The organism is Rhizobium sp. 16-488-2b, assembly GCF_017741815.1.
Classification (GTDB): Bacteria; Pseudomonadota; Alphaproteobacteria; order Rhizobiales; family Rhizobiaceae; genus Rhizobium.
This window is the reverse complement of sequence record NZ_JAGHMF010000039.1, coordinates 18195-31835: the sequence shown is the minus strand read 5'-3', so window position 1 is coordinate 31835 and position 13641 is coordinate 18195. Positions and strand designations below refer to the sequence as shown.

The 13641-nt window shown below is 57.0% G+C and carries 11 protein-coding genes; 7 read left to right on the top strand and 4 right to left on the bottom strand.

Translation table 11 applies throughout. The features are described 5' to 3' along the window. Positions 1-3: 3 nt before the first annotated feature. Positions 4-858, top strand: coding sequence for an alpha/beta fold hydrolase (locus J5286_RS29495; protein ID WP_209193536.1), 855 nt, complete (start codon positions 4-6; stop codon positions 856-858). A gap of 132 nt (positions 859-990) precedes the next feature. Here J5286_RS29495 and J5286_RS29490 read toward each other — a convergent pair whose 3' ends face one another. Both J5286_RS29490 and J5286_RS29485 read right to left on the bottom strand, forming a co-directional pair. Then, positions 991-2004, bottom strand: a complete 1014-nt coding sequence (locus J5286_RS29490; RefSeq protein ID WP_209193535.1) for a zinc-binding alcohol dehydrogenase family protein — start codon at positions 2002-2004, stop codon at positions 991-993. A 398-nt stretch (positions 2005-2402) separates the two neighbouring features. Further along, on the bottom strand, positions 2403-3167 hold the full coding sequence (locus tag J5286_RS29485) for an alpha/beta fold hydrolase (RefSeq protein ID WP_209193534.1): 765 nt from the start codon (positions 3165-3167) through the stop codon (positions 2403-2405). 580 nt (positions 3168-3747) lie between these two features. Between J5286_RS29485 and J5286_RS29480 the strand changes: the two genes are divergently transcribed. Beyond that, positions 3748-4287 (top strand): PAS domain-containing protein, encoded by a 540-nt coding sequence (locus J5286_RS29480; protein ID WP_209193533.1) that lies wholly within the window; start codon positions 3748-3750, stop codon positions 4285-4287. 59 nt (positions 4288-4346) lie between these two features. On the opposite strand, the gene J5286_RS29475 is transcribed toward J5286_RS29480, so the two are convergent. Then, positions 4347-5189: an alpha/beta fold hydrolase gene (locus J5286_RS29475; protein WP_449090076.1), complete on the bottom strand. Its 843-nt coding sequence runs from the start codon at positions 5187-5189 to the stop codon at positions 4347-4349. Positions 5190-5635: 446 nt separating this feature from the next. Here J5286_RS29475 and J5286_RS29470 point away from each other — a divergent pair, with 446 nt between their 5' ends. Together J5286_RS29470 and J5286_RS29465 are read left to right on the top strand one after the other, a co-directional pair. Then, complete coding sequence (locus tag J5286_RS29470; protein ID WP_209193531.1) at positions 5636-7333, top strand: MFS transporter; 1698 nt, start codon at positions 5636-5638, stop codon at positions 7331-7333. Next, positions 7330-8469: an HlyD family secretion protein gene (locus tag J5286_RS29465; protein WP_209193530.1), complete on the top strand. Its 1140-nt coding sequence runs from the start codon at positions 7330-7332 to the stop codon at positions 8467-8469. The genes J5286_RS29470 and J5286_RS29465 overlap by 4 nt, the downstream gene beginning before the upstream one ends. 472 nt (positions 8470-8941) lie before the next feature. Here the strand turns inward: J5286_RS29465 and J5286_RS29460 are convergent, their stop codons facing one another. Further along, positions 8942-9484, bottom strand: a complete 543-nt coding sequence (locus J5286_RS29460; RefSeq protein WP_209193529.1) for an OsmC family protein — start codon at positions 9482-9484, stop codon at positions 8942-8944. Between the two features lie 520 nt (positions 9485-10004). On the opposite strand from J5286_RS29460, the gene J5286_RS29455 reads away from it, so the two are divergent. The 3 genes from J5286_RS29455 (at position 10005) to J5286_RS29445 (ending at position 13472) form a co-directional block, all read left to right on the top strand. Next, positions 10005-10862, top strand: a complete 858-nt coding sequence (locus tag J5286_RS29455; RefSeq protein WP_209193528.1) for an alpha/beta fold hydrolase — start codon at positions 10005-10007, stop codon at positions 10860-10862. A gap of 114 nt (positions 10863-10976) precedes the next feature. Continuing rightward, positions 10977-11579 carry an NAD(P)H-dependent oxidoreductase gene (locus J5286_RS29450; RefSeq protein ID WP_209193527.1) on the top strand — a complete coding sequence of 201 codons (603 nt, stop codon included), beginning with the start codon at positions 10977-10979 and terminating at the stop codon, positions 11577-11579. A 3-nt stretch (positions 11580-11582) separates the two neighbouring features. Then, positions 11583-13472, top strand: a complete 1890-nt coding sequence (locus tag J5286_RS29445) for a cation:proton antiporter domain-containing protein (protein ID WP_209193526.1) — start codon at positions 11583-11585, stop codon at positions 13470-13472. Positions 13473-13641 lie beyond the last annotated feature (169 nt).

Genomic DNA, 13641 nt, shown 5'->3' with positions numbered 1-13641 from the left:
AACATGACCGAAACAGCCTCAACGACACCAACGAGACTTGCCAACCTCGAAGGCCGCGATATCGCCTATCGCAGGTTCGGAAAAGGCCTTCCCCTAGTTCTGAGCATCCGTTTCCGCGGAACCATGGATTCTTGGGATCCACTGTTTCTCGACGAACTTGCCAAAAATTTCGAGGTCATCATTTTCGACTACACCGGCCTCGGTGCTTCATCGGGCGATCCAAGCTACGACCGTGCCTCTCTTGTCAAGGACGCCAAGGACCTGATCGATTTCCTCGGCTTCGAGAAAGTCGTAATTGGCGGCTGGTCACTTGGCGGGGTCGTAGCTCAGAAGTTCACCGCTACCCATCCGGAAATGGTTTCGCATACCGTCCTGATCGGCACCGCACCTCCTGGAAAGCCAGAGGTGAGCGGAGAGCGGCTGTTCATGGAGACAGCGATGCATCCGAGCAACGGGCTTGATGACCAGATCATCCTGTTTTTCGAGCCGAACTCGGAGCAGAGCCGTGAGGCTGCTAGAGTATCGCTAGAACGTATCGAAAGCCGTGAAGTGGATCGTTCCCCGCCGATTCCCGAGGCGATCTTCATGAAGCTTCTCAGCGAAGCGAAGGACCGCAGTACGATCTATCCGGACCCGGAGGGCGTAGAAATGGCGTCGCTTTCGGAGGGCAGGAACCCAATCCTTGTCATCAGTGGCGATCACGATATTGCATGCCCGATCGGGAACTGGCTCCCGCTCACCACAAAATGGAAGTCACTTCACCTTCTGACTATCCCGCAAGCAGGACATGGCCCTCATCACCAAGAGCCCTTGTTCTGCGCGCAAGTCATCACGTCTTTCATAGAGACGCATCGGTAGAGAAAGTCGCCGCGCGAGAGGCACTGAGATCTGCCCTCGCGCGGCCGGCGTGCATCCGGTCATTTACAGATGAAGTGATCCGTGTGGCTCGAGTCCCGACCCATTACGTCTCTCGGCGCAGTTTGAAATGCATCAAAAGCCTTCAAGGACAATCTTACCTTTTGCCTTACCGCTTTCCAACGTCGCATGCGCCTTCTTGAGGTTTTCGGCATTGATCGGACGGAGTACTTCAGTAACGGTGGTTTTGATTTTACCACTGTCGATCAAGCTGGCCACGTCAGTTAGAAGCTTGCCTTGGTCCGCCATGTCTGCGGTTGCATACATCGGCCGGGTGAACATGAATTCCCAATGTACGGATACCGACTTGCGCTTGAAGCTCACGATATCCAAGCTATCCGGATCGTCGATGAGCCCGAATCGTCCTTGTGGAGCGATCAGCTCTGCGATTTCTGAGAGCTGAGACTTAGTCTCATTGGTAGAGAAGACGAATGCTGGAGCGCCAATACCCAATGCCTTGACCTGTCCGGCGAGAGGCTTCCTATGATCGATAACGTGATGCGCACCCAGTTGTTTCACCCACTCCTGAGTTTCGGGTCGAGAGGCGGTCGCTATGACGGTTAAATCCGTCAGCGCCCTGGCTAACTGGATCGTAATTGATCCGACTCCACCGGCACCGCCTATGATCAGGATAGCATTGGCAGCCCCCGACACTGGTCTTCGCACGTCCAGACGGTCAAACATCATTTCCCACGCCGTGATAGTGGTGAGCGGCAGCGCGGCGGCTTCGACGGCGGAGACTGTCTTTGGCTTCCTGCCGACGATCCGCTCGTCAACGAGATGATACTCGACATTTGCGCCCTGCCGAGTAAGTGATCCCGCATAAAAGACCGCGTCTCCGGCTTTGATCTCCCGGACATCCTCGCCCACGGACTCAACGGTTCCCGCAGCATCCCAGCCGAGAACCTTCCACGCGCCCTCCGGTGGCGACATGCTGCTTCGGATCTTGCAATCGACGGGATTTGCCGAGACTGCTTCGACTTTCACAAGGACGTCTCTGCCCGTCGGGATCGGCTTTTCCAGCTCTATGTCGACGAGGGAGTCGGAGCGATCTAATGCGCCCGCTTGTTTATATCCTACGGCCTTCATAATGCCCTCTCGCGTTGGTGAAATGGGGATCAATTCACGTGAAGGTGGCACCGTTAAGAAGCATGCTCCTGTCTGTATTGTACAATCCTGGCGCGCTGCACGGCTCAGGCTCTAGCTGATGCCTGTTTGCCGGCGTCGACAACGTGGAAAGGGCTTGGTCAACGGCTAACTCTCGCGTCCTTATCGAACGCCGGATGGCGGACGGATGGGATCAATTGGGTTCTGTGGGGAAGCGAGTTTGCAGCCAAAAGCAGCGCCTGAAACATCTTGATGAAAGGCCGGCGGCCTAAAAACAAGAGCGCCCCTCGCTGATCGCGAGGGGCGTTCGTGCTTTACGCGAAGCCTAAGAAGACGCGCGCCGCCAGGTGCTGACGCGCGTTCTTTCCCACGTGGTTTCGTTACTTGCTGGCCGCGGCGTCTTCGATCACTTTAGCTACGCGATCAGGATGAGACACCATCACGACATGCGACGCGCCCTTGACCTCAACAGTCTCTTTCGCGTTGGCGCGCTTGGCCATCCACTTCATCGCTTCCGGCGGAATGTTCTTGTCGGCCGAACCGAAGATCGACCACGATGGGATTTCTTTCCAACCGGCGTTGGTCGCTGCTTCCCCAAGCGCGACATCCGTCACGGGGCGCTGTGAGGCAGCCATTGCTGCCGCGGTCTTCGCGGAAACATCAGCGGCGAACTGCTTGTGAAATTTGTCCTGCTGGATATAGAGGTCTTTCGCGCCGTTCTCCAGTTCGACCGGCTTGTCGAGCGTCGGGGAGAGTGTGCTACCAGGAAATTTTCCACTCAGCTGCAGCGCGGACTCGCCCAGATCGGGCGCGAATGCGGACACGTAGACAAGCGACTTGATCTTGTCGCCCTTCGTCGCAGCTTCAGAAATCACCGCGCCGCCGTAGGAATGCCCTACGAGTACTACTGGCGTATCGATGTTCGAGATGATCCGCTTGAGGTATGCGCTGTCACCCTTGACGCTGCGCAAAGGATTGGCGACAGCGACCACTCGATAACCGTCTGCTTCGAGCTTTCCGATAACACCGGTCCAGCTGGAGGCGTCGGCGAATGCGCCGTGCACCAAGACAATCGTGGGCTTCGAGTCGGCGGCGTAAGCAACTCCTCCAGTCAATGAAGTGGCTAGCAGAGCGATTGAAAGCATTTTCCTTAACATAGGATTTCCTCGTCTGAATTGTTTTGACCTGAATAGGAAGCCAGAGCGGGCCTTCTAAATCTTGTACGATTCTACGAGGCTGGCTCCGACGAGCGCGTCTGTCGGCTTTTTGCAAAATCTTGATATGACCTCGTGGGCGCCCGCGATCAGAAGGCCGAATGTTCAATGCCGAAAGGGACTGGCAAGGCTCTTGTCCCTTCAATCGGTGTTCGGAAACTGGAGCGGAGAAAAGGCAGCTTTTTCGGGCGATATTTTCCATCGTCCAATTCAGGTCCAAGTTCCAAATTGGAATTCGCCAGCTGCGGCCGAGCCGATCCAAGCCGTACGGACGAGGATGGCAATCCGAGAGACCGTCAGCGAAACGGACACCTGGTTGATGCCGGTGAATTTCGCGCGCACCCGTTCTGCCTTACGGTCGGAGGGCCTCAAGACGGCGGTTTTGAGTGCATCATGGTCTAACCTGTCGTCTTTTGCCCATCGGAAATGCTCCTAGCCCCCCCGTTCGAGGGTTATCAAGCAGGCGTCGGGGTGTTGTGTTGCTATCATCCGATGCAGCGATGAAGATTAAATGCTGAGAAATGACCTGAGGCGTGGTGGTGGCGATGAGCGGGAAATGCCTGCAGAATATGGTGTTTATGCTTGGGACATTGCCGCAGATCTCTTCAGAATGGACGCCACTTTGTGTCGATACATCGGGGTCGATCCGAACATTGGCGAAAAGGGTGTTTCCGTCCAGAGCTTCGCTGCGTTCATCCACCCGGCAGATCGCGGAAGTTTTATAGCTGCAATCGAAGCTTCAGCTCGATCGGGATCGAAACTGAGGCATATTTTTCGGCTCGAGGCATTGAACGGACCCGGCGGAAAACTTCGGGCTGCAGGGCATTCTTTCCTTGATAGAGAGCAGTCTCTTGGGATCTGCACCGGATTGATGTTCCGGACAAATGGTAATCTCCAGGCCTCGTCTGAAACCGAACTAGCCGATCATTGCATAGCGGCGTACGAGTTCGCCAAGAAGACAAACTCCTCGATGGTCCAGTATCTGATGTCCATGGCGTTGATCGAGCTAGGCTATCAGATCGCCGGGTTCGAGAAAGGCAGCGTTCAGTAGTTCGAGTGCGGCCACGCTGGTAAAGACCAGCGTGGCCGCATGCTTTAGCAGTTCGAGCTTTAGCCCTTCACGAACGCTAGGAGGTCCGGGTTGATGACGTCGGCGTGGGTGGTCAGCATGCCGTGCGGATAGCCGGGATACACCTTCAGAGTACCGTTCTTCAGCAGCTTCACGGACAGGCGTGCGGCGTCATCGATAGGAACGATCTGGTCGTCGTCGCCATGCATTACGAGTGTTGGCACGGTGATCTTCTTGAGGTCATCAGTCTGGTCGGTTTCAGAGAAGGCCTTGATGCCATCATAGTGGGCCTTCGCACCGCCAATCATACCCTGCCGCCACCAGTTCTGGATAACACCCGGATACACTTTTGCGCCTTCTCGGTTGAAGCCGTAGAACGGGCCGGAGGCGACGTCGAGATAGAACTGCGCGCGGTTAGCGGCCAGGCCATTCCGAAGGCCGTCGAAGACCTCCATCGGAAGGCCGCCCGGATTGGAATCGGTCTTCAGCATCAGCGGCGGAACGGCACTGACCAGTACGGCCTTGGCGACGCGCTTCTGGGGTTCGCCGTACTTGGCAACGTAACGCGCTACCTCGCCACCACCCGTGGAGTGGCCGATGTGGACAGCATTTTTGAGGTTCAGGTGCTCGTACACGGCAGAAGCGTCAGCTGCGTACTGGTCCATGTTGTGGCCGTCCGCAACTTGCGACGAGCGGCCATGGCCGCGACGGTCATGGGCGACGACGCGATAGCCGTGCTGGACGAAGAACAGCATCTGAGCGTCCCAGTCGTCGGACGACAGTGGCCAGCCGTGATGGAAGACGATTGGCTGAGCGTCCTTCGGACCCCAGTCCTTGTAGTAGAGCTCGACGCCTTCTTTGGTCTTTACGAATGCTTCGGTCATTTCAAGTTCTCCTTCGATTTCTGTGGTGCTCTTTTTGCCGGCTGCGTCGGCGACCGGCACAAACATGGAAAAAGAGACGGCTGCCCCTGCAATCAGCGTTTGTCGGCGGGAAAGTTCGTAGGTCACATGTCGCTCCATCTATTCGTGCCGGGTCTCGGCATGCACTGGAAGCCTAGGAGTGACGCCCGCATGATTATTGTAGGATCGGGCACACTCGTTCAGGCCGGAATGGGGCCGTGTCTCAACGAAATTACGCACTCGTTGGGTCGAGATCTCACCGGCCGCTGTCTGCGCTGGTCGCGGTCCTCTCAAAGATTGGATCGTTCAATATATCCGCTGCGTCCGCCTTTAGTTTTCGATTCCGCCTCACACTCGAACCGAGGCTGAAGAGTTTTCGGTCCTGTGGGTTTCCTGCGCGACCGAAGAGACCGGGAAGGCTGATTGCCGTGGGAATTGCCCCTTGGAAGCTGACGCAACGAAACGCGGGGCATGATAAGGCGCCGCCTAAGCAGCATTTTTATCAGGACGACGAACACTTCGACTATCCCGAAGGACAGCGCCCGGCCTTTCCGGGTGCGCCGGGGTTCCCAAGCCATCCCACCGGGCGTCGCATTGTCTACGCCGCCACCTCGGTGCTCGTCGGAATAACGGGTGCGTTGGGGAATTCCGTCGTGGCAGCTAACCTTCCATTCCTACAAGGCTCACTGGGACTGGACATCAGTGAAGTCGCGTGGCTTCCGGCAGCATACCTGGTGACTAATGCGGTCACAGGCTGCGTACTGGTCAAGTATCGCCAGGAATTCGGGATTCGATCCTTCTGCATGATTTTCCTGACGCTGCAGGCCGTGTTGATCACATCGCATCTTTTCGTTCACGGGCTCGCTGGAGCAATTGTCGTACGCGCGGCTAGCGGCATCTCGGCATCTGCGCTGACCACACTTGGCGTTTTCTACATGTTGCAGGCCTTCACGGCGGAGCACCGGCTCAGGGCGGTGTGCCTCGGCCTTGGCATCCCGCAACTCTCCCTCCCGATCGCTTGGCTCATCCCTAAGGATCTGCTCGCTTTGGGAAGTTGGAGCGGCCTGTACCTTCTCGAGCTCGGACTGTCTTTGGCCGTGCTTGGCATAGTGTCCATCGTCCGTCTTCCTCCAAGCGTGAAGTCAAAAACCTTCGAGCCGCTAGACTTGGTCAGTTTCGCCCTCTACGCCACCGGCTTCATAATGTTCGGATCGGCAATGGGGCTTGGCAGCTACCTCTGGTGGACCAACGTTTCATGGATTGGATGGTTTTTCGCAGCATGTCTCCCTTGTTTTACAGTCTTCGTGTGGATCGAGGGTCGCCGGAAACGACCACTTATTGACGTGAAGTGGCTCTCGGCCGGAGCATTTATCCGGCTGGCGATATTCGCAGTGCTGTGCAGGTTTCTACAGTCCGAGCAGACAATTGGCGTCATGACGATGTTGCGTGACTTCGGCCTTACCAACGACGACATTCGACCGCTTACTTGTGCGATTCTTCTCGGATCCGCTTTAGGCCTAGCGGCCGCGGCGCTTACTATATCGCCTTCACGTCTACCCTACATGGTGCTCGCTTCCCTACTGCTCGTCGCTGCAGGAGCATATATCGATACGGGAGTGAGCGTCTTCACGCGTGCACCAGAGCTACTCTTCAGCCAGCCCCTTATTGCTTTCGCAGGTACATTATTCATCGGTCCGTTGTTCATCTTTGGGCTCGGCAAAGTGCTCGCCGAAGGCGGGACGCGCTTGACGAGCTTCATTGCACTTTTCAATGCAACCCAGTCGGTCGGAACGCTGACGGGCAACGCTTTCACGCAAACGTATCTGTATCACGCGCAGCAATACCATCTCCGTGCATTCGCCGGGCAGGCTGAAAGGTCCGCACCTGAAGTGGCGGCTCTCCTTGGCACTCTTTCAGCCCGATACGCGCCGGTAATCGCCGATCCCACGCTGCGGTCGGCTGAAGGCGTCGCTGCGCTCACGCAACAGATTTCGCTCTACGCTCGTGTCGCCGGCTACATTGATGTCTTCACTGCGATCTCGATCGCGGCGACAGCCGGCGCCGCCAGCCTTCTTGCGGTCCTATCCGTTAATTCTCTCAGGCAATACTGGAGCAAGCTATCATGAACGCGATCTCTCCGATCCCCAACGCGCCGGCCCCCGTCGGTCCGGACCAGCCGTCACCGTCGGCCCAGCAGTGGCAGCCCAAAGCGAGCAGCTTGTTGACCAAGGCTTTTGCTACGACCCTCGTTGCAGCGGGAGTCACCGCAATACTCGTTACGTGGCAACTGCCCCCTTTTTCGACGGCGGTCGTAAAGACTGATAATGCCTACGTGCGTGGCTGGACGACGGTCATAAGTCCTCAGGTAACTGGTTACGTGCAGGAGATCGGCGTCAAGGACTATGGAAATATCAGGCAGGGAGATGTACTTCTGCGCATCGACGATCGCATCTACCGCGCTCAGGTCGCCGCAGCCAAGGCAGATCTCGACATCGCCATTTCAAACCTTGCAAACAACCAACAAGCCACTGCTCAGAGACAGCTTGATATCACAACTGCCGATGCAAAGATCGCCAGTGCGAACGCCCAACTCGTGAAAACGGAGGCCGATTTTAAAAGGGCGGCCAATCTTGCAACGCAGGGGTCCGGCTCCGTGAGCGCAGAAGATGCAACCCGTGCAGCAAGGGACGTAGCCGCAGCTGATGTTAAGGAGGCTATTGCTGGGCGCGGCGGTGCTGAGCAAGCGCTTAAGGCTGCCAGCGTCAACGAGGGCTCCCTCAAGGCCGATGTAGAAAGCGCCCAGGCAAAGCTCCAGCTTGCTGAGATCAATCTCGGTTATACCGTCGTGACGGCTCCCGAGGAGGGCAAGCTCAGCGATGTGACGGTCCGGCGGGGACAATTCGTCACGAGCGGCACTCAGCTGATGTTTCTAGTTCCGAGGGCGCGCTGGGTGGTTGCCAACTTTAAAGAGGCGCAGTCCGGGGCGATTCATCCGGGACAACGAGCATGGTTTTTTGTCGACGCACTGGCGGGGGCTCGCTTCGAAGGCACTGTCGAAGAAATCTCGCCCGCCGCCGGTTCCGAGTTCTCCGTCCTCCGTACTGATAATGCGATCGGCAATTTCACCAAGATCCCGCAACGAATTGCCGTACGAATTAATATCGACGCCGATCAGCGGGACCTTGAGAGACTTGGTCCTGGTATGTCGGTGGAAGCCCATGTGGATACGCAAAGCACCAAAAGCTCGAAGCCGCGTCTTTGAGCACTATCGTAGTTTCGGTTGAACGTTCGGGGCCGCCGCTGCCGACTACCGCAGTGTCTTTGCGGTAGTCGATCTAATTCAAGGATAGAACGCGGGGAACGATCTCAGATACCCACATAGAACGTTGGAGACGAGATAGAACGTCGCCGCAGAGATGGCCACCAGGGACAAGATCGGGCCGACATCTGACAATGATGGCGCCTCGGCGGCAGGTGTAGCATCGAGACCCGGCGAGCCAGCCCTGGAATTGTCGTTGGCCGCCTGCTTCCTGTATAAACCGACTATCATTCTTAGGCGCCCGACGGGAACCTGCCTGAACTTGCATGAAGTCCGATAAAGCTTAGCTTCCATTTTTCACCCATGGGCCTTTAATCGCGCAACTCATCTCGATGAAAAGGTCGTTGACGTCGTCCCGACCTGTTTATGAACCGTTGCGGTGGCTCGGCATCGACGAGGTGCATGCTTGCCGGTCCTACGAGAGCGAGACATCAAGCGGGATCGGGTTTCGCATTGAGTTGGCCACCGGGGAAAAGTAGTTCGCTTGGCGGACGATCTCCTCAAGCTCTTCTCGGGTAGCGTCGCCCTCGATCTCCACTTTTACGCGGATAGCTTGGAAACCCATCTGCAAGGGTTCGCGCGGGGCTCCACCAGCGCCCCAAGCGGCGGAATTTCCGACGTCTCCCTCAAGATGCAACTCGAGGCGGGACAGCCGTACATTCTTGTAAGTGGCGACAGCCGTGATTCCGACGGCGAGGCAGCCTCCCAAGCCGGACAGGACGATCTCGCCCGGAGCGGGCGCGGTGTCTTGGCCAAACAGATGGAGCGGCTCGTCGACGACCACCGGATTATGTTCAGCGACATAGCTGAGGCTGCGATACTGTCCTTCGCAGACGGTACGAACCAAGTTCGTTCCACGTCGGTCCGGATTTGCCCGACCGCGCTCGGCAAAAGCGATCAAGCCATCACGGTCAATCGGTCGCAGGTAGCTCTTGATGGTCTTCGTGCTAGTCGACATATCTCTGTCTCCTTGGGGTTTTTCGGATTGAAAGTGTCACTGGGCCTTTCCAGCGAAAGCATGGATAGCCCAGACGATAGGCTCCTTCGCTTGGAGCCGATTTATAGGTCTCGGCGAAGGCCAGCCGAGAATATGATCAGCGTCTCGCCGCATGAATATCGGTCGCTCCAGAGCCAGACACGGTCGCTAGCGATCCCCGAACCCTTGAGTTGGGCCGTATACGTGTTGTCGGAGTGCTGTGCGTCTGCAGGGTGGCGAGGCTGTGTGATGTTCGTGATCACGCCAAATGCGCCAAGTGCGTTTCTCACTTCGCTGACCTCAAGCTCACCAGGGACCCTTCCCTGTATGAGGTGAATATGGACCGCAGCCTCCATCAGATATTGTAGGATAGTGTCGTGCTCGGTTGCGGTCCGCAGCGCACGATCGGACAATCCGATTACGATCGCTTCGGTAAAACTACTGCATTGGCTTCGGTAATGGGCGCATTTCGTGTTCCACCCGACAGAGTGGAGATGGTGATATGCCGAGCGCGCTTCCCGATATCGGAGAGATTTCGAACATTGAGATTGACGGCGTCAACGTACGCATCGCGTCCGGCGGGAGGACCGACGGCATTCCTGTCGTCCTGTCCAGCCCGTGGCCTGAAAGCATATATGCATTTCGAAATGTCCTATCTGTCATTGGTGCAGTCGCACCTTATGTTGCCATTGACCTGCCCGGCTTTGGAATGTCGCAAGGACGTTCGGACTTGATGTCGCCGATGGCTATGGCTCGTTTCATCGAGAGAGCTGCCTGGAAACTCGGGATCAAGAAAATGCATGGCGTAGGACCTGACGTGGGAGCTCTCGCGATGCTATTTGCTGCGGCGGATCGGCCAGATCTGTTCGAGGCCCTTGTTGTAGGCGGAGGAGCCACAAGCGTCGAGTTGGCTGCCGGCTATTTGGTCGACCTCATTGCATCGCCCCCAGGACAATTCGCATCCATGGAGGGTGGCGACCTTGCGGTTGATTTTGTCTCGCAGTCGGCCACAGTTTCGGTTCCGCCATCAGTGATGGAGGATTACTGGCACTCGTCGGCCGCGGGACGCTTTGATCGCGCGACTAACTTCGTCCGCGCCTACTCAGATGAATTGCCGCTTCTCAAACGATTGCTTCCAAAAATAGAGCCGCCCGTTCTTGTCCTTGCTGGCCGCCACGACGCTCTAGTGCCGCCTGCCAACGGGCAGCTGCTTGAGGAACACGTTCCGCGCTGCCGGCAGGTTCTCTTGGAAGGAGGGCACTTGATCTGGGAGGACGCGGCCGCCGAATACGCGATGGAAATCCGGAAATGGATCGAGGGCGGCTACATCAGCCTCCCAACGCTCCCTAGCGATCGATGAAAGCACGATCCTGCAATAACCCATCGCGCTCCCCTGAAATAACGGAGGCTCAGAAATCGCTAGGGCGGCAACAGGCGGCCCGTCAGCGTAACGATTTGAGGGTAAGAGGACGCGATGAGAGTCTTAGTTCTGTTTGCGCATCCGGCGCAGCGGAAATCCAGCATCAATGTCGCCATGGCGTCTGGTGCACGCAATTTGGACGGGATCACCTTCGTCGATCTATACGCCGAATATCCGCGCTTCTCGATTGACGTCGATCGTGAGCAACGTCGGCTCATGGAGCATGACGTCATCGTCTTTCAGTTTCCCGTCTTTTGGTATTCTACGCCAGCACTACTAAAGCAGTGGCAGGACCTCGTCCTCGAGTACGGCTTTGCATATGGCCCCGAAGGAAAGAGGCTTGCAGGAAAATTGGTGATGCCATGCATCACCACCGGCGGGAGCCGGGCTGACTATTCGACGAAGGGCGGGAACCGGCGGCAGATTGAGCATTTTCTATATCCGCTCGAGCAAACCGCCGTTCTCTGTGGGATGGAAAGTCTTCCACCGTTCGTCCTCCACTCAGCAAATCACCTCGCTGAAGTGAGTGCACAGCATCATATTGCGGCATTCCCACAGCTTCTTGCGGCCCTGCGAGACGAACGTTTCGATTTCGTGAGTGCGCGTCAGTTGCAGACGTTCAACAGCTTCGATCTCAACGACTTGATAAGGATCTGACAATTGGACGGATTGGCATTTTATGCACTGTGCTACCTCGCTGCGGCTGTCATTGCCGTCATTGTCTCTCAGCGCGTGGGGCTCGGGTCGGTTGTGGGATACATAGCCGCTGGGGTCCTGGTAGGCCCTGTCTTCCAGGTCGCGGTCGCGGGTTCAAACTACCTCGAGCAGTTCTCCGAATTCGGTATCGTTATGATGCTATTCCTCATCGGTCTCGAGATCGATCCTCAGATGGTCTGGCGACTGAAAGGAAAGTTACTAGGTCTCGGAGGCCTGCAGGTCCTTGCTACGGTCGGCGCCTCGGTAGCTGTGGCGATCGTTCTAGGTTTCAGCTGGCAGCAGGGCCTTTTGTTCGGCTTCGTGGCAGCTCTATCCTCCACGGCGATCGTACTGCAGACGCTCGAGGAGAAGGGCCTAATCAAATCTGACGGGGGCCAGGCGAGTTTCGCTGTGCTCCTGTTCCAAGACCTCGCGGTAATCCCCATGCTTGCGTGCATTCCGCTAATTGCTGGGGGCGGACACGGCGTGTCGGCTGGACACGGATCCACGCTCATGGAAAACCTACCTGGGTGGGCGTCGGCGATCCTTACCCTTGGAGCCATCGGATTGGTTGTCGCAGCCGCCCATTACCTCTCGCGGCCGATCTTTAGAACAATTGCTCTCCTTGGCCTTAGGGAGGTATTCACCGCAGCCGCGCTGCTTGTCGTCGTCGGGATTGCGGTCCTCATGTCCGCAGTCGGGCTTTCGCCAGCGCTCGGGGCCTTCCTGGGAGGTGTCGTGCTCGCCAATAGTGAGTTCAAGCACGAGCTTCAGAACGATATCGAGCCTTTCAAGGGGTTGCTTCTCGGTCTGTTCTTCATGACCATCGGTGCAAGAATCGATCCGGCGATATTCTTAGCAAACTGGCCTGCAGTCGTTGCCGCCACTCTCGGCTTGATCGTGCTCAAGGCTTCAGTGCTAGTCCCGCTAGCGTGGTTCTTCCGATTGCGTGGGGCAGCTGGCTGGCTTTTCGCCCTTGGACTAGCTCAAGCCGGAGAGTTCGGCTTTGTCTTGTTGTCTATAGGCGGAGACCGCGGAATTCTATCGTCGGAGACGGTCTCAGTGTGCGTCTTGGTCGTCACCTTTGGAATGGTGCTGACTCCGGTGCTTTTCAAACTGTATGACCGGATCACGTTGGCACTCGAGAGTCACGGAAGACGCGGCAACATCTCCGACGAACCAGAAGAGGGGACGATCATCCTAGCTGGGGTAGGGCGCTTTGGACAGATAGTAAACCGCATGCTGCTCGCCAACGGTTACAGACCTGTCGTCCTCGACTACAGAGCGGACGTCGTCGAGAATGTCCGGAAGTTCGGCGTTAAATCATTCTTTGGCGATGCTGGTCGTCCGGACCTCCTAGAATCGGCCGGAATCTCCAGGGCCGCGTTGCTCGTCGTGGCGATCGACGACCCGGATCGGGCGACTGAAATCGTCAATCATGCTCGACGAAGCAATCCCAACATCCGTATAATTGCTCGGGCCTACGACCGTCTTCACCATTATGCACTGTTGGAGGCTGGAGCGGACCACATCGTGCGAGAGCTGTTCGAAGGATCGCTGCAAGCAGCAGGCCTGGCCCTTCAATCTCTCGGAGTTCATCCCTACGAGGTCGAGAAGCGCAAGGCCGTCTTCGTTGAACAGGATCTGGCAGGTCTGGAACGAATGGCGTCGCTTGTCGATGAGGATGTCCCCGTCGTCAACAACCCCGAGTTCATTGCTGGATTCAACGACATTGGGAAGGTCATCCAGGACGCGATGATGGGCTACCGTGCAGGGTATGACGATATCGTGTCGAGAGGCTGGAATGCGCCAGATGCGAGTTCGATTCACGTACCGAAGAGCAGTGAGACGTGATGGTCGTTTCAAGTAGTCGGATCGAAGCAACGGTAAGCGCGCGGTCGGCACAGATGACGCTCGAGGGGAACTCGTCTAAGGAACGCGGCAATAAGTTCGCGCGCCTTCGTCAGCGTTAGGCGGTCGGCTCGACTTGGAGCCCCGATTGCCGAAGGCTCTGGCGCACATA

Bases quoted from the DNA above. Each gene is read 5' to 3' on its own strand.
- J5286_RS29485 (WP_209193534.1), bottom strand. From the start codon at position 3,167: ATGCTTTCAATCGCTCTGCTAGCCACTTCATTGACTGGAGGAGTTGCT.
- J5286_RS29495 (WP_209193536.1), top strand. From the start codon at position 4: ATGACCGAAACAGCCTCAACGACACCAACGAGACTTGCCAACCTCGAA.
- J5286_RS29450 (WP_209193527.1), top strand. From the start codon at position 10,977: ATGAGAGTCTTAGTTCTGTTTGCGCATCCGGCGCAGCGGAAATCCAGC.
- J5286_RS29455 (WP_209193528.1), top strand. From the start codon at position 10,005: ATGCCGAGCGCGCTTCCCGATATCGGAGAGATTTCGAACATTGAGATT.
- J5286_RS29475 (WP_449090076.1), bottom strand. From the start codon at position 5,189: ATGACCGAAGCATTCGTAAAGACCAAAGAAGGCGTCGAGCTCTACTAC.
- J5286_RS29465 (WP_209193530.1), top strand. From the start codon at position 7,330: ATGAACGCGATCTCTCCGATCCCCAACGCGCCGGCCCCCGTCGGTCCG.
- J5286_RS29480 (WP_209193533.1), top strand. From the start codon at position 3,748: ATGCTGAGAAATGACCTGAGGCGTGGTGGTGGCGATGAGCGGGAAATG.
- J5286_RS29460 (WP_209193529.1), bottom strand. From the start codon at position 9,484: ATGTCGACTAGCACGAAGACCATCAAGAGCTACCTGCGACCGATTGAC.
- J5286_RS29490 (WP_209193535.1), bottom strand. From the start codon at position 2,004: ATGAAGGCCGTAGGATATAAACAAGCGGGCGCATTAGATCGCTCCGAC.